The following is a 22,187-nucleotide window of genomic DNA, read 5'->3' as shown; positions in this document are numbered from 1 at the left end:
GCCGTTAAGCTCCTGAACTCGATTATACCAATGGATGTTCAATGGGAGAATTTTAGTGATTGCTATACTTAGGGTGAGGGGAGCATAAAGGAAATATCAGAATCCAAGTAAATAAGGAGGACAAAATGTATAAGAAAATTTTGATCCCACTGGATTTTACCGAAACTGACGCGCAGCAACGTGCTTTATCTATGGCGACTGAAGTTGCTAAATCACATGGTGCTGAATTACATGCTGTCAGCATTGGCAGTAATCTTCCTGATGCAGCGGTTCGCACAGAGTCGAAACGTTCACTGACATTGAATGCTCTGGTAGAAGATTTCAGACTACTCATGGTATTAAAACGGTTGCCCATGAAATTCATTCTGTTGATCCCGGCGCAGAAATAGACAAGTTACTTATGAAATCTATCGATGATTACGATATCGATCTGGTTGTCATGTCTACCCATGTCCCGGGGATGATGGAGTATTTTTTCCCTGCACATGCTGGCTATATCGCTTCACACGCAAAAGTATCCGTTTTTGTGGTGCGTTAACAGCAGCGCTATCGGCTTATATCTTCAAGGTTATGGGTATTAATGGTTCAGCTACATTGGCGATAATTTTTATCACTGAGGTCAGTAGCTGAGCCGCTTTTGGGTATAACTCTTCTAGTCGTTTTGTGTGGTGCGTAAGCGCCAGTAACCTTTGGTGTGATTGTGCTTACCGCTAATATTGCGGTCATTACGAAAATAGCGTCGAATTGTTTTGGCTGCTTCTGCTTCCAGTGCTGCCCATACAACATCGAGGCTGTTTAAATGTTTTAAAATCGATAAAGCTTCTTCTGCTTGCTGCTCTGCCGGGCAGATAATTTTATGCATTTTTGTATTTTCTGGCAGTTCAACTTCGTCAAAATAGCTTTGTTCGTCTGCTGATGTGCAGATAATTACGACATATGGCGGAACAGGGTTTTGCCAATGTTCAAGAATACCTGCAAGCGCAGGGAATGCTGTTTCATCAGCAATGAGTACTGCCTGGCCAGTGACTAAGTGTGGGTGCTTATCTTTAGATTCTGACCGGCTTGCAATAATATCGCCGGCATTCAAATTGTTGGCCCAGATGCTGCCAGGGCTGTCGCCATGGGTGAATATATCAATCAGTCCGTGATGGATAATTCCGTTGCTGTCGTTGCTTTTCCAGGATTTTCGTAAGGTATAAAGACGAACATTTTTATTCATATTCGTGAGCATTTTCTGGCGGCTGTTACTGGATAAGCGTTTCATTAGCCAGATAAAGAAGCGGCTGGTGGCTTTCTGTAGCCAGCTTTTGGTGGTTTTATCCTGATAGTTTTTCGGCTGCTTTTGGATGGTTTTTAAAATAAAACCATAGGCGTAGCCGGGGTAATAACCGGGCAATGCCATGCTGGACTGTACAGTTATCCGAATGAAGTTTTTACTCAACTGCTGTTTGTGAGTGACTTCAAAAAAACGTTTACGTGAACTGCTGAAATCACTGCCTTGCTTGGCTATAGCTGCATAAGCTGAATATAAAATCTTTTCTTCCAGATCCCCTTCAATTTCAAAAGGAATAAAAACATCACTGGCCTGCTTACCTGTTTGCGGGGTGATGCTGACCTGTAAACCTTCTTTAAAAATGTCGGTGATCTTTACCGACTCAATGCTGAGATCAGGTGAGTGTGCGTGCGCGATTGTTAACAGTTCTTCTGTGTGGTCCTGATTAACGTGATCAATAATATCTATCTTGTGGTCAATATCTTGAATAGGGGTATGCATGGCTGTTTGTCTTATCAGTAAGTGGTGTTGAGACTAATAATGCTTAGGTTTGATCAGAGGGATTTTTCTAAGCCGGTATGTCCCGCAGGCATTTGTTGTTCTGTAGATTGTTGCCTGAGAACAAAACAGGAAAACACTGCCGCGCCGTAGGTGAGTGTTACGCTGGCAATTGCGATTATGCTGTAGCCCCAGAGGTTGGCTAACGTCATGTTAAGAGCTGAGTATAGAAATCCCATCAATGAGACCAGGCTGAACTGCAGCGTAAAGAGTGTTGCTTTGTTCTGTGTGACGGCGGCTTTATCCATAATGATTGTGGCAAGCGTGACCAGTATTGCCGGAAAGCCGATGTAGTAAGCGGTAATGGCAACATAAACAGTAAGTGTGTCAGTGTATCCAAAGGTGACCGGTACAATGCATATAAGCCCTGTGGCCTGAATGATGGTAATAGTCGTTAACGCTTTGGCGCGACCTAAAGTGCTAATGAGTAAGGTGGCGAGTAATGCTGAAGCAAAGCCAATAGCAGAGCCGTAAACTTTGACGGCAAAGCCTATTTCGGGTAACTCCCAGCCGCTATCAACCAGTAGAGAATTTAATATTGCCGTGCCACTGCTGAAACCCATGGGATATACCGTTAAAAAAATAAGCCAGTAGCGATGCTGTTTAATAAACAAACGCACTTCATGCCATAACGTTAGAGTCATTAGGTGGCTTTTATCGGCAGTATTTGAAGTGGCTTCTTCTGGTTCTTGAAAGCAGATTATCTGTAACAGTGAAATAAAGGTCAGACCCGACAGTAACAGTAATGAACCTTGCCATTGTAACCATGGGTAAAAAATCAGAATCAGGCCGCCACCGATAATATTGCCGAGTAAGTTTCCTGAAAATTGTATGCTACTGGCGAACTTACGCTGGTCTTTGTTAAACAGTTTGCAGGACAAACCATCGACGGAAACATCCTGTATTCCGGTAGCCAGTACGTAAACGGTCAGAATTATGAATAGCCAGGTGAAATGATTTTGCAAGCTCAGCATACTGGTAATTGCCAGCAGTGCTGACATAGCTGTCATAGCGAATATCAGCCAGCTGCGATATTTACCCTGAAAGTAACAGCGATACTTATCGATGAGGGGGGCGTAAAGTATTTTAAATACCAGAGGGATAGCAGCAAGATTTAACAGCGCCAGCTTATCAAGTTCCACTCCCTGTTCTCTGAGAATGGAAAAGGTTGCTGACATAATAAAAGCCAGGCCGATGTATTGTGTAATATAAATACTGGCGAGCATTGACCAGAGTGTGAGCTTGTTTTTCATTTTCACCGCTTAATAGCTAGCAAGATTCCGGAAATGTATGTTGTGTCTTATCAGGGCTTCCAGGCGATTAATTTGCCGTTATGTGCTGGAAACCCTGATGGTAGTTACTGCCAGATTTTAGAAGTTGTATTCGATACCTGCGGTGATCATACGAGGATTCAGAATTGTTGCGCTGCTCCGACTGGTGTTGATTAAAACTGTATCTTCATTGTCGAAAATATTGTTGACGGCTAGATGGATCTTGAGATTATTCTGGATCGTATACGCCAGTTTTGTATTAGCGACTGTGTATGGATCAACCTTGCCACGGGGAGAGTTAGTAGCATCGGAATAATAGGCATCTGAATGTTTCAGGTTGGCGCTGATTTCGAAGTCAGGCAGAGGAGTGGTGATAAAACCGACGTCCAGGCTGAAAGCGGGAGCTCGTGCCAGATCCTTGCCTTGTATTGATGCATCTGAATATTTGTTTATTTTGGTTTGTAGCAGCCCTAAGTTCGCAAAGACTTCATTACCTGGTGAGAAATGATAGCGAGCACCAGCTTCAATACCTGATGTGGTTGCTTCTTCAGCGTTGCGGATAACCGTCGAATCAGCGGCCAGATTGAAAGGCAGCTGCATGTCTTTGAAGTCGTTATGGAAGATGTTTGCGGTGATATCTAAATGTCCGTCCAGCATTGAACCGCGTAAGAAGGCCTCATAATTCCAGACATATTCCGGTTTATAGGTGTACGCTAAAAATGGCGGGCTTAAAGTAATACCTGCACCGCCACCGTTATAGCCTTTACCTGCGGTAAAACCGACTGTCCAGTCATCATGTAAATCCCAGAATAGCGTCGCTTTAGGTAAAAACTCCCGGTAAGTTTCATCAAAGTTTAATGTTACCGGTCCGGCGTTACCTGATCTTTTCCGCTGCTCTTTTTCGTAGCGTGCGCCGAGGGTCAGGCTGTGCTCATCACTTAATAGCAAGTTAACTTCACCAAATACTGCCTGACTATCGGTTTGATCCTGGAATGCACCGCCGCCAAAAATATCAATGACTTCGTTTTGCTCAGTATTGAATATATAAGCCCCTGCAAACCCGGAGATACTCTGGTCATCGTTTTGCAGCCGGATAGTTGGCTGTAAGACTGTTTCATCACCATTAATGGTCAGGTTCCCTTGTCCGGCTAAGGCGTGTCGGACGGTTTGGAAATCCGTATACGACATATTCAGCTCCGTGCTGACATTATCGGAAATCTTCCAGCGGGTATCTAAAATGCCGTAGGTATTCCGGGAATGAAAGGTAGGCTGATTGGGGAATTCTGCGGTGCGTTGAGAATAGGGCGCTACGACATGTTCGGACTGTGGTGCTTGTCCATCGGTGCGGCCAAAGGTCAGCAATGAGCGTACATCGTCATTGGGGGTGAAGAGTAATTTACCTCTTACGGTCTCATTTTTATAAAGATCAGGATTCTGTTCCTGCGCGTAAGATGTAAAGTTTACCGCTGTATTACTGGACTGCTTATCAGCTGCCAGGCGGAAGGCCAGAACATCCTCAACAAGAGGGCCTGAAACAGCAAAAGAATTGACCTTAGTATTCTGACTTCCAACGATGGAACGAACTTTGCCCTGCCAATCGAATGTTGGATCTGCAGTTTTAATAATGATAGCCCCGGCAATAGAGTTACGGCCTTGTTGGGTACTTTGCGGGCCGCGAAACACTTCTACCTATTCTACATCCCAGAGAGAATTTGTCTGAAAAATAGCTTCATTGAATCCTAGTGTACGGCCATCAATCTGATAATTCAGCCGTGGGCGTGTGCCGGCTAGAAATGCGTTGGCGCCGGATGCTGGTCCTGTGCCGTCGAGTCCCCGCACTGATGGCGCTTCATTACCCGGTTCGATTGAAACAATATTGGGAATGTTATCCAGCAGGTCATCAGAATTTAGCAGGCCGGGGGAGCTTTCCAGTTTACCTTTATCCAGCGCAATCACACTGGAAGCAGTGTCGTTCAGGCTTCGGTCAACGTGTTCTCCCGTAATGATGACAGTGTTCTGTGAACCGACATCTGTTTCATCTGACTGTGCCTGGGTGTTGAAGGACGTGAGCAATGCGACTGCCAGCGTGGGGGCGCCAACATCTGAAAATTTATACTTCATTTACTGAACTCTGCTGTCTTTATGGAGTGATGTGGATAAGAGTCTTTCAGTTGTCAGTTGAAAGTTTATGAGAATGATTGTATTTTGCGTTGCGATAATAACCACTCCAAAGTGGTCAGCAACCAATCCAAAACAGACATGGCATTGCAGAGATATGGATAGCTGGTTTTACCATCGGGAACTTTACGTAAACAGGCTGAAAGCATTTTGTTCAGAAAAAGATATTATTATTTCTAGCACTTCTGGCTCGACTGTTGTTGCGCATGCAAAAGTTAACCGTGCTGAGATTGATCATTCTGAAGAGAAGGGGCTGGAACTGGCTTATACCGTATTGTGTTTGTGTACCGCTGGTGGCGGGGCAACCTTACGCAAAAATGATCAATGCAGCTTGAACGATGTCTGGAAGCCTGGACGTGTCGGATTGATTTTGCCTGGCCGTGCAGCTGTTGGGTACACGCCAAAAATGCATTCGATCACAATTGCTTTTGATATTAATGAAGTACCGGCTTATGAAGGATATAAGCTGCAAATGCATGACCTGAAGTCAGTACAGGGACAGTTGTTTGACGACGAACTGGTGGCCTCAGTGATGCATTCTTTATTACACGATGCCGATGTGAACGGATCATTTTCCAGCTTTTTTTATCACGGTTTATCGTTAGTGATACACCGTTTACTTACATTATCTAAAGCCCATAGTCGGGAATCGGCGCTAAGTAATCTGCATAATGATCCGTTAGTCAGTGTATTAAATCTAATCGATGAACGTCTGGATGAAGACCTGCATGTGAATGAACTGGCAGCATCTGTGGATATGGAACCTATTACCTTTACCCGGCTTTTCAAGCGGGAAAAAGGCTGTACTCCTTATCGTTACCTGACTACCCGACGAATGGAGCGGGCCAAGGTGTTGCTTAACGCTAATGTATCGGTGACAGAAACAGCACTGGCTGTTGGTTATGCTAATCCGGCTAAATTTGCTTCGGCTTTCAGACGTGGTGCCGGAGTACCGCCTTCTGAGTGGAAGAAACGGCCGGATGTTTGTGAATATAACGCTTAAATACGTCATTCCTGACGAAGATAATTTCTGAGTATTTCGTGCCTGCTGTCAGTCTGACAGTCGCTTCTTCTGTGTTCACCTTAAACTTTCCTTCTTTTTCAGATAGGACTCAATGCTGAGTTATGTTTGAATGGAAATAGCTTGATATTGTTATGTTATAATATAGCATAAATGCAGTATTCTGGTTTCTTCAAAATGAATCTACTTAAAGAAACAGAATGACAACGGGAAGATAAAAGTTGGATGTATCGCCAGGTGTTTTATTCATTAGAAATAATTCCCGGTAAGACGGCCTTTATCTGACAATAAATCATAGCTATGAAATACAAAGAATTGCTGGGGTGGGAAGTTAGTTCATGGCTACGACACTGATAAAAAATGCAGTCATCGTCAACGAGGGTGAAGTGCGTGAAGCTGATATTCGAATAAAGAATCAGCGGATTGAGTACATTGCTGATGATATTCCGGCACAGCAGACCGACACTGTTATCGATGCGAAAGGTTGCTGGCTGTTACCCGGAATGATTGATGATCAGGTACATTTCCGCGAGCCTGGATTAACACACAAAGGCTGTATTGCTACTGAGACTCGTGCGGCGGTTGCCGGCGGTATTACCAGTTACATGGAAATGCCGAATGTAAACCCTTCCACTACAACGGTTGAAGCCATTGAGGAAAAACGTGCGATAGCCAACCAGAATTCAGTCGCCAATTATGCGTTTTACTTAGGAGCTACCGAACATAATCTCGATGAGATCAAAGCACTGGACCCTAGCCGTTCATGCGGTGTGAAGGTTTTTATGGGCGCTTCTACGGGTAACCTTTTGGTTGAAAATCCAACCGCACTGGAAGCCATCTTTCGGGAAAGTCCTGTATTGATTGCAACCCATTGTGAAAGTGGGCCGGTTATTGCTGAGAACTTGAAAAAGTATCAGCAGTCCGGGCGTGATATTACAATTCATGACCATCCCATTATTCGGGATGCAGAAGCCTGTTATACATCATCTTCTTATGCTGTTGAGCTGGCAAAAAAGTATGCCAGCCAACTGCATGTGCTGCATATAACCACGGAAAAAGAACTAAGCCTTTTTGAGCCGGGTCCTCTGCATAGAAAGAATATTACCGCGGAAGTTTGTGCACATCATTTATGGTTTTCGGATAGAGACTATGAGCAGTTAGGCAATCTGATTAAGTGTAATCCGGCAATTAAGTCTCCGCAGGATCGCAGCGCACTGTTTCAGGCTTTAAGTAGCAATCAGATCGATATTATCGCGACAGATCATGCGCCTCATACATTAGCTGAAAAACAAACATCTTATCTGCAGTCGCCTGCAGGTCTGCCTCTGGTTCAGGATGCCTTATTAAGCTTACTCGAACATGTACGCCAAAAGCGCTTAACGATTCAGCAGGTGGTTGAAAAAGTAGCGCATAACCCGGCTATTCGTTATCGGGTTTCAGAACGCGGGTTTATTCGTGAGGGCTATTACGCAGATCTCGTATTGGTTGATCCGAATAAGGTGACAGCTGCGTCGCATCAACGTGCCTTGTATCACTGCGGGTGGACGCCATTCGATGGTATCGAGTTCTCTGCCCAAATCTGTGCAACCTGGGTGAATGGCCAACAGGTGTATGACGGCCAACAGGTATCGGCGCTGCCATCAGTTGCAAAACCACTGCATTTCCTGAGTTAACTCACCAGTGTTGCCATGTTTTAAGCCGCATAGTTGCCTGCAACTGCCCGCCTGTTTCAGAAGAAGCATTAACTGAAAAACGGTGCCAAATTTGATGCTGTGCAGAGTAAAACTGTTGCTGTGCCAGCCTCATTTATTCACGTACATAATTAATAAGATCAGATAATGAAAAACGATAATGCCTTAATTTCTATAACACTTCCTGATGAATCAGTTCGTACGTTTAACGGACCCGTGACCGTTATGGATATTGCTGAAAGCATCGGCGCAGGGCTGGCTAAAAATACTTTGGCAGGAGAGGTGAATGGCCAGCTTTTTGATAGCTGTGATCCGATAACTACAGATGCACGGGTGCGTATTATTACCCCAAATGAAAGCGAAGGGCGGGCGATTATTCGTCATTCATGCGCACACTTGCTGGGCCAGGCAGTTAAACAATTATTTCCAGACGTCAAAATGGTTATAGGACCTGTTATTGAACATGGTTTTTACTATGACATATGGTCAGAGCGACCTTTTACGACGGCAGATCTGGAAACCATTGAAACACGAATGCGGGCTCTGATCGCTGCTAATTACACTGTTGAGAAGCAGGTTTTACCCCGGGATGAGGTGATTGAAGTATTTAAAAACCGTCAGGAAGATTACAAAGTTCAGTTAGTCGAAGATATGCCCGACGTTGCTTCAATGGCGCTTTACTACCATCAGGAATATATCGACATGTGTCGGGGGCCACATGTTCCCAATACGCGCTTTCTTCCACATTTTAAATTGACTAAAACATCAGGTGCATACTGGCGAGGGGATTCAGATAAGGAACAGTTGCAGAGGATTTATGGGACTGCCTGGTCAAGCAAAAAAGAGTTACGCGCGCATCTGACGATGCTGGAAGAAGCTGAGAAGCGTGACCATCGGCGTTTAGGTAAGGCATTAGATCTGTTCCATTTTGCTGATGAAGCCCCGGGAGCTGTGTTCTGGCACGCTAAAGGATGGACACTGTTTCAGCAGCTTATTGAATATATGCGCCGTCAGCAGCAGAGCGAAGGTTACGAAGAAGTAAACACACCTGACCTGATGGACCGAAGCCTGTGGGAAACGTCAGGACACTGGCAAAACTATCGTGACCAAATGTACACACAAGATACGCCGGATGGCCGAACTCTGGCGCTTAAGCCTATGAGTTGTCCTGGCAGCGTACTGATGTATGGCCATGGGCTGAAAAGTTACCGTGACTTGCCAATACGTATGGCTGAATTTGGCAAGGTACACCGCTATGAGCCGTCCGGTTCTTTACATGGTTTACTCAGGGTACGTCACTTCACACAGGATGATGCGCATATTTACTGCACCTTAGCTCAGATGCAGGAGGAATGTGTCAGGGTTATTAAGCTGGTGCTGTTAATTTATCGGGACTTTGGTTTTGATAACGTGAAGGTCAAATTATCCACACGGCCTGATAATCGTATTGGTGACGATGCTACATGGGATGTGCTGGAAGCGGCTTTGATCTCTTCACTGCAAAGTGAGTCACTGGCCTATCAGCTGAATGAAGGTGAAGGTGCCTTTTATGGTCCGAAACTGGAATTTACGCTGAGTGATTCTATTGGCCGTGAATGGCAGTGCGGTACTTTACAGGTAGACATGAATTTACCGAAACGATTTGATCTTGAGTACGTGGATGAGCAGGGCGAACGCCAGGTACCGGTAATGTTACATCGGGCTTTGTTTGGTTCGCTGGAGCGCTTTACAGGGATTCTGATTGAAAACTACGCCGGCAAACTGCCTGTCTGGCTGTCACCGGTTCAGGTGGCGGTACTTGCCATATCTGATAAATCTAATGATTACGCGCAAAGTCTCTGCCAATCATTCAGGCAGGCAGGTTTCCGCGTGGAAGCTGACTGTAGTAAGGAAAAAATTGGCCATAAGATCCGCCAGTACACGCTCAGAAAAACGCCTTTCATGGCAATCGTGGGCGCTAGAGAGGCCGAGACCGGAATGGTCAGCTTACGTCATTTGAACGGTGACAGTCTGGGGGATTTTTCTCTGGACGCAGTGATCGCGTATCTAAATCAGGCAGCTACGCCTCCAGATAAGTCACCCCGACTAAATGAAACCGCACCTGTTAGCTGTGAATAATTAACATAAGTCACAGACTGACAGATAGCTGCGTACCTGTGGTTTATCTATTCAAAAATAATGAAGTTTTACCGCACTGAACTAGGGTTATATAAGTTCTCACATAGGCTTCCGTTTCGGTTGCGACTGTTATGCCGCTATGGGTTATTCGGTGCGATAAAACGAAAACGGTTATTTCAGTTATTAAGGTTATCCGCATTATTAAAACGTGCGGCATAACCCTAACAGGCAAAGAAGTATTGAGTTAAACAGCATTCATAATCAGGAGAAATTATGCTTAGAAAATGTCCTGCCGGTTACTATCCGGAAGTATCGGAAAATGCTTTCATTGACCCAACTGCCATCATCTGCGGACGAGTGGTTATTGAAGATAATGTCTTTGTTGGGCCTTATGCGGTTATTCGCGCAGATGAAGTCGATGAGTCGGGTAATATGGAGCCTATTTTAATCAAACAAGGCTCTAATATTCAGGACGGAGTAGTTATACATTCCAAAGCTGGGGCTGCAGTGACCGTGGGAGCCCGGACTTCTATTGCACATCGTTCCATTGTTCACGGACCTTGTAGTGTTGGGGATGATGTCTTCATTGGTTTTAACAGCGTGGTTTTCCGTACAGAGATCGGTGAAGGCTGTGTGATCAGGCACAACTGTGTAATTGATGGCCGGGATTTACCGGATACGTTCCATGTTCCGCCAATGACTGCTATTGGGCCTGACTTCGATTTGAATTTGATCGATAAAGTCCCGCCAGAATATTCTTCATTTTCTGAGTCAGTGGTATCCGCAAACCATGCTTTAGTTGAGGGCTATAAAAAGCTCGCTAACGAACTGTAATGGTCCCGGCTGAGCCGCAGCGAGTATTTGCTGCGGCTAAAAACTTAAGGCTGAAGCAGCATTCAGTCTCTTAGTCTCATTTGAATAATGAGAGTGGCCTTATAAATTAAACGGATTTTTACTTTGCACGACAAGCTGACGCTGAATGACGGAGTACAACGAAGAACCGCCGCGCAGCTCACCGAATGACTTCAAGCCGCGGACATATCTGGCTAAGCATTGAATAGGGGAGTGCATCTGATGACGGGTGTAACTCTTTAGGGAGAGCTTAGGTTATGACCCTGGCTTATCGTAAAATGTTTGTTTGCTCAGTTACATGTGACATAAGGGCAGGGGCTGCAGTTCTTTGCATGCCGTTATCTTGTTATCGGCTTGTTGTTGCCGCTTCTACAGATGAAATACTGATTATATGGGCTTGTGGATTTGGCCTGGAACTTGCCTCTGATTGATCAATATAAAATATCAGGAGAGCGACATGATCAGGATCGATTCAGTTACCCAGTCCATAGCTTCGGGCTCTGCCAGTAATAATAAAGCTGCAACTTCATCTACCTTTGCGGATTTACTTACTGAGCAAGTAACCAAACTTGCAGAAACCGGTAAAAGCAAACAGGAAGAGGCGCCTGCTGCAACTCATCAAGTCGAGAATACCGAAGAGACGAATGCCGCTAATCCGCGGGATGAGTTAATGCGTTTGCTCGCTATGAGCCCGGCAGAATTAATCCGTTATCAGATGCTTGATGAAATGGGGCTGACCGAAGAGTCCCTGCAGGGCTTGCCTTATGAAGAGCGGATGAAGATTGAAAAGATGATAGAGGAAGAAATTGAACGTCAGCTAGGAGGTAAAGCAGGAGTCGAAGAGACAGGTACAAAGATTCTCTGATTAGAGAGCTCCCCCGGATCGCCGGTTAAGATCTGATTAAAGCTGCAGTTAACTAAGTGCCCGACAAATCGGAATAAAACCAGTAAGTATTACCCCTGAATTTAAGGGCGCTGGTAGTGCCCTTTTAATATCTGACTTTGGCACAAAGCTGAGCGGGAATAACAGGGGTAATAGAGGTAACGGGAAATATTTCCGCTGCATTTTTTGGCCAATATAATTAGGAACTAATAGTCATTAATTCCACTATTTTTGATGATAGGAATATTAGAGATTCCTTTTGATAATTCAGAAAGTGACAACTCTCCGTTAAAGCTGGTGCGTCAGTAATATGCTCCGTTGTGTAAACATAATATAAATATAAGTTGCTGATATATTAGAGTGTATAGCGGAATTAGGCCTCTTTTTTAGCCACTTGTATTAAAAGCCGTTCCCTTATCACTGAGAAAAGTGAACAACGACGATGAACCCGTCTCAACCGCATGGCGGGCAATACAATTATTTCTTTATGCAGGTTTAATCGGTTGGCACGTTTGCCACCACATCTATCTGTTCTTTTATTCGTATGAACGGTCAGAAACTGATCCAGTAAATAACCATTTGCACTATTGATCTCAATGCCATCAATTAAGCGGAAAGACGCTGCTCTGAATTCTTTAAGCTAGCCAGATTTGAGCGGCGTTTTTGTGAAAGCTGGCACTTACAATCTACAGAATACGACCCTACCTTTTAATAAGCGCAGAAGTGAATTTCATCGTAAAAAAATCTGCTTAGTTTATTAAGTAAATATTTCTAATTCAAACACTTGTATGTGTTTTGGATTGAGCTGTGTTAATAGTCTAATGTACCCATTTTGTGTTACGAGCGCTTGAATAGTGATCTACGTTTGTTAATAGAAACGGAGATCCTATGTCTATACACATGCTCGCTGAGCCCCAAGCTGTACATCAAGGGATTTCAGAGGACAACAGTAGTACGCCTTCTGATGTAGCTACCTTGACTGTGGATCAGAAACAAAAAGTAAATATTGAAGCGGTTACCGGTTTGCCATCATTGTCGGCAGATCTCGCCCAAACCTGGCTGGCCTGGCAATGTAAGATGGTTGCCGGTCTGATTAGTGGTGCTATTTATCTGCCAGCAGATATAGAAAACAAGACCTCTGCATTAACGGTCTGGCCGCTTAACAGCGCAGAAGAACCCCAGCTAATTGAGATTGCTGCCCGGGCGTTGGCTGATAGGTCCGGGGTTCTGCGTGCACAACAACAATATGGTCCCAGTAATAATCGTTCCTGTGATCTGATTGCTTGTCCTTTGCTGGTTGACAGTGAACCAGTTGGGATTGTCTCAGTTATGATATCCACCCGTTCTGAATCCCAGCAAAATGCAGTGTTGCAGCTGTTGCAGTGGGGTAGCCTGTGGATGGAAACGCTGATTTATCAACAGTGTGCATCCAGACGGGAGTACGGCGCTTTTTCTCTTAGCCTTATGACTGCTGTGGTGGCGTGCCCTGATGACAGGAGTGCGGCGGTCGTAGTCGCTAATCAACTGGCGGATCAGTTTGGTTGTGAGCGTGTCAGTATCGGTTTCCGTCAGGGTTTACAGATTCGTTTACAAGCTATCTCCAATATCAATCAATTTGATTCCCGTACCCAGTTAGTGCGCAGAATTGAAGCGGCCATGGAAGAGGCGTCTGATCAGAATATGCTTATTTCTCAGCCGGTAGGGTCGAGCGCAGAGCCAGCTATTACCCGGGCCCATGCGGAGCTGTCTTCCAGACAGGATAACGGCGCAGTGTGCACCTTGCCCCTGACGGGTCAGTATGGCGCGGTGGGGGCAATCACTCTGGAAAAAGGTAATAACCAGCCTTTTGATAATGATGTGCTGGTACTTTGCGAGTCTCTGGGCCGTCTGCTAGGCCCGTTTCTGGAACAGAAAATACGTGAACATCGTTCTTTTTGGGCTAAGGGGGCGGGTGCCCTGATGGAAGGTATAGCCAGTATTTTTGGTCCGACCCGGTTAAAACTGAAACTGGTGTTGCTGGCTAGTGCAGCGCTGATCAGCGGGCTTTCAGTTACAAATGGCACTTATCTGGTAACGGCGCCAGCCAGTATTCAGGGCACGGTACGACATTTACTGGCCGCTCCGTTAGACGGTTATGTAAAGCAGGCGCTGGTAAGAGCCGGTGATCTGGTACAGAAGGGAGAACTTATTGCCTCTCTGGATGATCGGAAGTTACAGCTGGAGCACCAGAAATGGCAGAACGAAGGCATCAAGTTGGAAAAAGAATATCAGGAAGCGTTGGCGAAGCGAGAGCGCATCAGACTCAGTGTACTGCGTGCCCAGCTTGATCAGGTGGCTGCCGAGCTTCAGCTGGTTGAAGAAAGAATTAAACGTACGCAGTTGTTCGCCCCTGTCGAAGGGATTGTAGTAAGTGGTGATCTCAGTCAGTCTCTTGGTACTCCGGTGAAAACCGGACAAGTTCTCTATGAAGTAGCTCCCCTTAATGATTATCGGGTGGTGCTGGAAGTAGATGAACAGAAAGTGTCCGGGCTAACGTCTGGGAAAGCCGGTAAGTTGATCGTCAACGCCTTACCAAGCGCTTCTTTCGACGTTGTTATTGAGCAAGTTGGACCTGTAGCGATTTCCAGTGATAAGCGTAACTACTTCAGGATCGAAGCATCGTTGGATAAAACCGGATCAGCATCTGATTCACACTTGTTACTCCCAGGTATGCAGGGAGTTGCCAAGGTGGATATGGGGCAGCGTAATCTGCTCTGGATCTGGACCCATTCGTTCATTGATCGCGTACGCCTATGGGTCTGGTACTTAGGATGGTAGGTATTAAGCATTGATAAATACATCGTCTAATTCCCGATGGCTTGTGCTGGCTAAGTTACACCCTCAGCTACGCCAGCATATCAGCATCTATTCCCACGTTTACCGCGGTGAGCGCTGGTATGTACTGCGTGATATGTCTAGCGGACGGCATTTGCGCTTCAGTGCTCCGGCCTATGACTTTGTTGCCCGGCTGGACGGTGAACAGAGTATCGGAGATATATGGAATGAAACGCTGGCAAAACAGGGTAGTGATGCCCTGAGTCAGGGTGAGATTATTCAGATTCTTACTCAACTATTTACCATCGACATGCTCAGCAGTGAGATGCCCCATGGGGCAGAAAACTTCCTGAAAAGATTCCAGAATCAGCACCAGCACAGCCGCCAGAGAGCGGTACTGAATCCGCTGGCGATTCGGGTACCGTTGATGGACCCTGACGCGTTACTAAATACCTGCATGCCCTGGGTCAGGCCTCTTTTCAGCCGTGCAGGCGTGATTATCTGGTTACTGGTGGCGTGCGTGGCAGGGGTGCTAGCTCTGAGTCATCACCAGGCCTTGTTGGCAGAGGTCGGCAAAGATGTGTTGTTGCCTACGAATCTGGTAATGATGTTGCTTGCCTTCATCGTGATCAAGACGATACATGAGTTTGGTCACGCGTTTGCGGTAAAAATGTGGGGAGGGGAAGTTCATGAAATGGGCATTACCCTGTTGGTGCTGGTACCTGTTCCTTATATGGATGCGTCTGCTGCCAGTGCATTTCGCAGTAAATACAAACGGGCGTTGATCTCAGCAGTTGGGGTGGTTGCGGAGTTATTTGTTGCTGCTCTGGCGTTGTTTGTCTGGTTGTCAGTTGAGCCTGGAATGGTGAAGGATTTGGCATTCGACGCCCTGTTGATCAGCAGTGTTATGACTCTATTGTTCAATGCCAATCCGCTGCTGCGTTTTGATGGCTACTATGTGCTTCAGGATCTGATTGAAATCCCCAACCTTTATACCCGTTCCGGCCGCTATTACCTTTATCTGATTCAGCGATATTTGTTTGGTATTACACAGGCCCGTTCTCCGGTGACAGCCCATGGAGAAGCTCCCTGGTTTGTGGTTTATGGTTTGGCAGCACTGATTTATCGGTTGGTATTACTGGTAATGATCGCCTTGTTCCTGGCGGAGGAATATCTGTTTATCGGTGTTGCTCTGGGAGCCTGGGCGGTAGCATCTCAGTTACTTTTACCTTTGTATCGGGCGTTACGGTTTTTCTTGGTAGGCCCTGCTCTCACTGGTCAGCGCTTCCGGGCAGTGAGCATTACTGTATTGGTGATAGGTGTGCTGGCCGCAGGGCTAATGCTACGCCCTGTATCACTGAGTACCAAAGCCGAAGGGGTTGTCTGGGTATCGGATCAGGCACAGATCTATGCCGGTACGGAAGGGGTTGTTGCTGAAGTGCTGGTGGCCTCCGGTAGCAGGGTAGAACCTGGCACACCTTTAGTGCAACTTCAGGCTCCGTCGCTGGATACGGAGATTTTAAAGTTACAGGCCCGGCAACGTGAGCTGTCGGTACGCAGTGCTGCAGAGCGGATTGAACAACGGGTGCAGTCTGAGATAACCCGGATCGAATTGCACACAGTTGAAGCTGAGCTGGCATTACTTAAGGAACAGTCAGCTGGCCTGTTGCTGCGAAGTGAAGTTACCGGAGTTTTTGTGGTGCCTGAAGCCCATCGTTTCACAGGCCGTTACCTGCGAAAAGGTGATTTAGTTGGTTATGTGGTCAGCCCGGAAAGGCTGATTGTCAGGACCATAGTGCCCCAGTCAGATATTGGCTTGCTACGCCAACAGGTAGCTCGGGTGGAAGTTCGTTTTGCTGAACGGCTGGGTGAATCGGTCACCGCTCATATTATCCGGGAAATTCCAGCAGGTAATAACCTTTTGCCTAGTCGGGCTTTAGGGGCTGCTGGTGGGGGTAATATTGCTGTCAGGCTGAATGGTGATGATGGGATTACAGCCGCGGAAAAGGTTTTTCAGGTGGATCTCGGATTGCCGGAAGATCTGGTCATTACCGGAATCGGAGAGCGGGCTTACGTGCGCTTTGATCATGGTTCCGAGCCACTGGTCAGTCAATGGATACGGAGTGCCCGCCAGCTGTTGCTGAGCAGGCTCTCTTTTTAGGAATATTCCGAACGGGTTACTGCTCGGATTCGGAGAAAGGATGCAGAGGATAAACAACCGCTGTGTATAACTGAGCGGGACTTCGATAAATCAACCGTCAGGTGATTTGTATGGAAGCACTAAATTGTAAATATCTGTTAGCACTCTTCGTCAGCTTGTTTTGTATGACGGGTGCTACAGCAAGTGATGCTCTGTTGTTGAATAGTAGTGAACAGGAATTACCCGAGCTGGATTGCGTTATTGAGCCCAGCGAAATAGTTGATCTGGGCAGTGCTGTATCTGGAATTGTCGAATCGATCCATGCCGGTCGTAGCGATTTGATCGCTAAAGGTGCCGTGCTGGTTGAATTGGAATCCAGTGTGGAGCGCGCTGCGCTGGAGCTGGCAAAGGTGCGTGCCGGGCAGAATGCCGCCATTAAATGGCGCCAGGAGAATGCAGCTTTCGGTAATCTGACCCATCAACGGAATCAGGAGTTGTACCGCAAATCTGCCATTTCCGTCCATGATATGGATCGCCTGAAATCTGAGGCCCGGATTGCCGCATTGCAGGTTAAACAGGAGCAAGATAATAAACGTATCGCCAGTCTGGAGTATCGGCGGACCTTAGCCGTTCTGCAGCAGCGAACGATCCGCAGTCCAGTTGACGGTGTGGTGATGGAACGCTTCAAGTCGGTTGGCGAGTATGTAGAAGATGAACCGGTACTTCGGGTTGCACAGTTAGATCCTTTGCATGTGGAAGTTATTGTACCTGTGGATTATATGGGGCGGATTGTTCAGGGGATGAGAGCCGAGGTAACCCTGAAGTTAGCGGGTTCGGCAACGCATATCGCGATGGTAGAACGGGTTGACCGTGTTGCCGATGCTGCCAGTGGCACTTATGGGGTACGACTGAGTCTGGCGAATCCTGACTATAAAATTCCTACCGGTCTGCGTTGTAACTTAGGTTTCCTGTTACCGGTTCAGGAAGAAAACGAAGCGTTGGTCGGTGAGCCAGAAAAGTTGCGGGTTAGTGTGGTACCGCAAGCCTCAGAATCATCCGCTTCTGGCCATGATCCTGCAAAAGCTGGTGTCCGGTTAGCTCCGGAGCCGACTGCAGAGGTTTGTTATAGCGCTGGTCCGATGGCCGATGAAAACCAGGCATTTCAATTATCTGCAAAGCTGCAGCAGCATGCAGTGACAACCAGGCTGAAAACCACCACCGTTGAAGTGGATCACGGTTATCTGGTGCTGGCAGCTGAGCAGACCGGTGAGCAGAAAGCTGGGCAGTTACTGAATCGGTTGAAGCAAACGGGGATAGACCATTATGTACTGACCAAGGGAGACAAAATGGGACGTGTTTCTCTGGGGGCGTACAACCAACTGGCGTTTGCTACCGCATGGCGGAAAAAACTGGCCGCCAGAGGCTTTGCTACTGAAATTATTCCACGTACCAGAGAGTCCCAACAATACTGGCTGGACGTTGCTCTGACTCCTGCAGCAGGTGCATCCGTAAAGCCCGGAGAAAGGCTTGCATCGTTGTTTCCTGATACTTCCTTTGAACCACAGGCTTGTTCGCTGGCATTAGTTCGCCGTTGAGTGAAGCTTTACCTGCATAAGGGGAGAAGCAATATGAAACAGACTGACAGACAGCGTGGCCGTAACAACTCGATTATTGAAGTGCTGGAACCTCGAATTCTCTATTCGGCAGATCCAGTAGCGGGTGCTATGGATGTGGGTGGCGGTGTAGACGCACTGGAAACTTTATTGGATGACACAGTTAGTTTGCTGGAACAGCAGACCGCAGAGCAGCCAGAGCTGGTATTTATCGATAGTCGGACGCCGGATTATCTGCAACTGATTGATAGTCTTGCGGAAGATGCATCACGTAATTTTTCAGTGATTTTGATTGATGCTCAGGAAAGTGGCCTGGAAGTAATCAGCGAGACCTTATCAGGGTATCAGGATGTGGCCGCCATACATTTAGTTTCTCATGGCGAGGCTGGCGAGATCACTCTTGGCAATGACGTGTTGAATACAGGCAGTCTGGCTGAACAGGCCGGGATTCTTAATGGGTGGGGCGATGCCTTACACCCGGGAGCCGACTTACTTATCTACGGTTGTGATCTGGCTGCAGGTGTTGAAGGTGAACAGCTGGTTGATGCATTAGCCCGACTCTCCGGTGCTGATGTCGCCGCTTCCGATGATCTTACCGGTAGCCGGAGTCTGGGAGGCGACTGGGATCTGGAGTACCGCAGCGGCAGTGTGGAAGCTAGTATTGCGTTCAATGCTGAAGGACTGCAAAGCTGGCAGGGCATTTTGGCAAATACGGCACCGGTTCTGGCCGGCGCTAATGATTTGACGACTATTAACGAAGATCCGGTGGCGAATTCCGGCACACTGGTGTCTGCCCTGATTACTGGGCAGGTGACTGATCCGGATCCGGATGCCAGCGGGATCGCAGTTATTGCTGTTGATAATACCAATGGTAGCTGGGAATACACGACTAATGCCGGCGGTAGCTGGTCGGCCTTTGGTTCACCCAGCAGCTCTGCCGCGGTTTTACTGGCCAGCGATACCAATACCTTGGTGCGTTTTGTGCCCGATGCTGACTGGAACGGTACCGTCAGCAACGGCATTACCTTTCATGCCTGGGATCAAAGCACAGGTACCGCCGGCGGTACTGCGGATCTGACCTCCGGCATTGCAACCCTGCGGGATGAGTTTAGCAATCCGCCCTCTTACGGTACTAGCCATGGTACAGCCACCTGGACAGCGGACTGGATGGAAAATGACAGTGACGGTCCGGTTGATGTGTTTACCGGTAACTTTCGCGTAATCGTACAATCGCTGGAAATTTTTTCTGAAACCACCGGGGACTGGATTTACCGGGAAGGGGATCTGAGCGGTGCAACAACTGCCACTCTGTCGTTCAGTTATGACAATAATCTGGCCGGTGCCCAGCAGGTGGATTTGCAGGTCTCATCGAATGGCGGAGCAAGCTTCACGGCCATCGACACCTTCTCTGTGGGGGATAACTTTGGTACCGGCACCATCAGTACCGATATATCAGCCTATATCGCCAGTAATCTGCAGGTGAGGTTTTATGTCGATAACGGAGAAAGTGCCAACCCGACAAAAAAACTCACCATTGATGATTTTCAAATTGCCTTCGATGGTGGCCCTGGCGTTGGCGGCATTAATGCTTTCAGCACGGCTTCCGCCAGCAGTGATATTACAGTGACTGCCGTGAATGATTTGCCGGTGGGGCTACCAACAATCAGTGGCACCGTCACTGAAGATCAGACTTTAACCGTGGACACCAGTGGCATTTCTGATGCGGATGGTTTGGGCGGCTTCAGTTACCAGTGGCTGCGGGATGGGAGTGATGTCGGAGGTGCGACCGGTACAAGTTATGTATTGGGAGACGGGGACGTTGGAACGCAGATTTCAGTGCGGGTGTCTTATGCCGATGGTCACAGTACCAACGAGTCGGTGACCAGCGTACTAACAGCAGCGGTGGCGAACGTAAACGATCTGCCGGTGGGTCTGCCGACGATCAGTGGCACCGTCACTGAAGATCAGACTTTAATCGTGGACACCGGCGGTATTTCTGATGCAGATGGTTTGGGCGGTTTCAGTTATCAGTGGCTGCGGGATGGCAGTGATATAGGCGGTGCGACCGGTACAAGTTATGTGTTGGGTGATGACGATGTGGGGTCACAGATATCCGTGCGGGTGTCTTATGCCGATGGCCACAGTACCAACGAGTCGGTGACCAGCGTACTAACAGCAGCGGTGGCGAACGTAAACGACCTGCCGGTGGGGCTACCAACAATCAGTGGCACCGTCACTGAAGATCAGACTTTAACCGTGGACACCAGTGGCATTTCTGATGCGGATGGTTTGGGCGGTTTCAGTTACCAGTGGCTGCGGGATGGCAGCGATATAGGCGGTGCGACCGGTACAAGTTATGTGTTGGGTGATGACGATGTGGGGTCACAGATATCCGTGCGGGTGTCTTATACCGATGGCCAAAGTACCAACGAGTCGGTGACCAGCGTACTAACAGCAGCGGTGGCGAACGTAAACGATCTGCCGGTGGGCCTGCCGACGATCAGTGGCACCGTCACTGAAGATCAGACTTTAACCGTGGACACCAGTGGCATTTCTGATGCAGATGGTTTGGGCGGTTTCAGTTATCAGTGGCTGCGGGATGGCAGTGATATAGGTGGTGCGACCGGTACAAGTTATGTGTTGGGTGATGACGATGTGGGGTTGCAGATATCCGTGCGGGTGTCTTATGCCGATGGCCACAGTACTAACGAGTCGGTTACCAGCATACAGACAGCAGCGGTGGTGAACGTAAACGACCTGCCGGTGGGGCTACCAACAACCAGTGGCACAGTCACTGAAGATCAGACTTTAACCGTGGACACCGGCGGTATTTCTGATGCAGATGGTTTGGGCGGTTTCAGTTATCAGTGGCTGCGGGATGGCAGTGATATAGGCGGTGCGACCGGTACAGGTTATGTACTGGGAGACGGAGATGTTGGTTCGCAGATTTCAGTGCGGGTGTCCTATGCCGATGGTCATAGCACCAGTGAATCAGTAACCAGTGTGCAGACGGCTGCAGTTATTTCAAGTCCACAGCCGACAGAGTCTGTACCGGAAAGCCTTCCAGAGATTTCTGACGTTGTTTCAGAAAACACTGAGGAACCAGAGGTTCAGGCGGCGTCAGTGCAGATTGATGAACTGTCTGAAGAGTCTGTTGCTGAGGCTGGAGAAACCCGCACAGAAGAAGCGCTGGTTGATAGCAACGGTGAGCAACAGGTTCCGGCTTCTGACATTCTGATACCGGAGCCAGTGGATGCTGCATTGCTGGCGGATGTACTTTCCAACGAACAGCAAGAGTTACGGGGTGACGGTGCGGGCGGCGCCGGTTATCAGTTTGAACAGCAGGTACCACTGAAAACCCTCGATTTAAAGAATATTGAAATTGCCGAGTATAAAACCGGTGCCGCTGAATATGTGCGCTTGCAATCGCAAGTTGAAAATACAGCTTTTATTAACAGTTTGGCTGAGATGAACCGGGATCTGGATGCTGATCACGAGGAGCGGCAGCAAAATAATACTGTTGTTCATGAAACTGTGATCGGAGTGACAATGAGTTTGTCTGTCGGGGTGATTAGCTGGGTGTTTAAGTCAGGTTCACTGATTGCCAGTTTTATGTCTGTGGCACCTTTATGGAAGCAGTTTGATCCGTTGCCAGTGTTAGGAAACAAACAGAGTAAAACAGGAACGCAGGTCTCTGGCGACAATGGTCAGGATATTCAGGTCGAAAATATTTTTAACCAGAAGGGAGCGCCGGCTGATAAAGGCGATGAATAGA

Annotated in this window: 16 protein-coding genes; 11 read left to right on the top strand and 5 right to left on the bottom strand. The window is 47.5% G+C overall.

What is annotated here, in order from left to right; all coding sequences use genetic code 11:
- Positions 1-125: 125 nt before the first annotated feature.
- Complete coding sequence (locus tag OCU49_RS19405) at positions 126-389, top strand: universal stress protein (RefSeq protein WP_261842192.1); 264 nt, start codon at positions 126-128, stop codon at positions 387-389.
- On the top strand, positions 299-538 hold the full coding sequence (locus OCU49_RS19400) for a universal stress protein (RefSeq protein ID WP_336605391.1): 240 nt from the start codon (positions 299-301) through the stop codon (positions 536-538). Before OCU49_RS19405 ends, OCU49_RS19400 begins: the two co-directional genes overlap by 91 nt.
- Before the next feature lie 114 nt (positions 539-652).
- Here the strand turns inward: OCU49_RS19400 and OCU49_RS19395 are convergent, their stop codons facing one another.
- From OCU49_RS19395 to OCU49_RS19380, 4 genes are all read right to left on the bottom strand, one after another.
- Positions 653-1,774: a siderophore-interacting protein gene (locus tag OCU49_RS19395; protein WP_261842191.1), complete on the bottom strand. Its 1,122-nt coding sequence runs from the start codon at positions 1,772-1,774 to the stop codon at positions 653-655.
- Positions 1,775-1,827: 53 nt separating this feature from the next.
- Positions 1,828-3,084 carry an MFS transporter gene (locus OCU49_RS19390; protein ID WP_261842190.1) on the bottom strand — a complete coding sequence of 419 codons (1,257 nt, stop codon included), beginning with the start codon at positions 3,082-3,084 and terminating at the stop codon, positions 1,828-1,830.
- A 117-nt stretch (positions 3,085-3,201) separates the two neighbouring features.
- A complete protein-coding gene (locus OCU49_RS19385; RefSeq protein ID WP_261842189.1) occupies positions 3,202-4,785 on the bottom strand; it encodes a TonB-dependent receptor in 1,584 nt (527 codons plus the stop codon).
- A gap of 6 nt (positions 4,786-4,791) precedes the next feature.
- A complete protein-coding gene (locus OCU49_RS19380) occupies positions 4,792-5,223 on the bottom strand; it encodes a hypothetical protein (RefSeq protein ID WP_261842188.1) in 432 nt (143 codons plus the stop codon).
- 154 nt (positions 5,224-5,377) lie between these two features.
- Between OCU49_RS19380 and OCU49_RS19375 the strand changes: the two genes are divergently transcribed.
- The 5 genes from OCU49_RS19375 (at position 5,378) to OCU49_RS19355 (ending at position 11,827) form a co-directional block, all read left to right on the top strand.
- Positions 5,378-6,283, top strand: a complete 906-nt coding sequence (locus tag OCU49_RS19375) for a helix-turn-helix domain-containing protein (RefSeq protein WP_261842187.1) — start codon at positions 5,378-5,380, stop codon at positions 6,281-6,283.
- Positions 6,284-6,639: 356 nt separating this feature from the next.
- Positions 6,640-7,974, top strand: a complete 1,335-nt coding sequence (locus tag OCU49_RS19370; protein WP_261842186.1) for a dihydroorotase — start codon at positions 6,640-6,642, stop codon at positions 7,972-7,974.
- 165 nt (positions 7,975-8,139) lie between these two features.
- Positions 8,140-10,110, top strand: coding sequence for a threonine--tRNA ligase (thrS, locus tag OCU49_RS19365; RefSeq protein WP_261842185.1), 1,971 nt, complete (start codon positions 8,140-8,142; stop codon positions 10,108-10,110).
- A gap of 273 nt (positions 10,111-10,383) precedes the next feature.
- The gene (locus OCU49_RS19360; protein WP_261842184.1) at positions 10,384-10,944 is read left to right on the top strand and encodes a DapH/DapD/GlmU-related protein; all 561 of its coding nucleotides are present in this window, start codon (positions 10,384-10,386) and stop codon (positions 10,942-10,944) included.
- 475 nt (positions 10,945-11,419) lie between these two features.
- A complete protein-coding gene (locus OCU49_RS19355) occupies positions 11,420-11,827 on the top strand; it encodes a hypothetical protein (protein WP_261842183.1) in 408 nt (135 codons plus the stop codon).
- A 391-nt stretch (positions 11,828-12,218) separates the two neighbouring features.
- Here OCU49_RS19355 and OCU49_RS19350 read toward each other — a convergent pair whose 3' ends face one another.
- Positions 12,219-12,443 (bottom strand): oxidoreductase, encoded by a 225-nt coding sequence (locus tag OCU49_RS19350; protein ID WP_261845266.1) that lies wholly within the window; start codon positions 12,441-12,443, stop codon positions 12,219-12,221.
- A 290-nt stretch (positions 12,444-12,733) separates the two neighbouring features.
- Between OCU49_RS19350 and OCU49_RS19345 the strand changes: the two genes are divergently transcribed.
- From OCU49_RS19345 to OCU49_RS19330, 4 genes are all read left to right on the top strand, one after another.
- On the top strand, positions 12,734-14,662 hold the full coding sequence (locus tag OCU49_RS19345; protein WP_261842182.1) for an efflux RND transporter periplasmic adaptor subunit: 1,929 nt from the start codon (positions 12,734-12,736) through the stop codon (positions 14,660-14,662).
- A 43-nt stretch (positions 14,663-14,705) separates the two neighbouring features.
- Complete coding sequence (locus OCU49_RS19340) at positions 14,706-16,820, top strand: hypothetical protein (RefSeq protein WP_261842181.1); 2,115 nt, start codon at positions 14,706-14,708, stop codon at positions 16,818-16,820.
- 110 nt (positions 16,821-16,930) lie between these two features.
- Positions 16,931-18,394, top strand: a complete 1,464-nt coding sequence (locus OCU49_RS19335) for an efflux RND transporter periplasmic adaptor subunit (protein ID WP_261842180.1) — start codon at positions 16,931-16,933, stop codon at positions 18,392-18,394.
- Positions 18,395-18,427: 33 nt separating this feature from the next.
- A complete protein-coding gene (locus OCU49_RS19330; RefSeq protein WP_261842179.1) occupies positions 18,428-22,186 on the top strand; it encodes a DUF4347 domain-containing protein in 3,759 nt (1,252 codons plus the stop codon).
- The last annotated feature ends 1 nt before the right edge of the window (position 22,187 follow it).

Source organism: Aliamphritea ceti (genome assembly GCF_024347215.1).
GTDB lineage: Bacteria > Pseudomonadota > Gammaproteobacteria > Pseudomonadales > Balneatricaceae > Amphritea > Amphritea ceti.
This window is presented reverse-complemented; position numbering and strand designations above follow the sequence as displayed.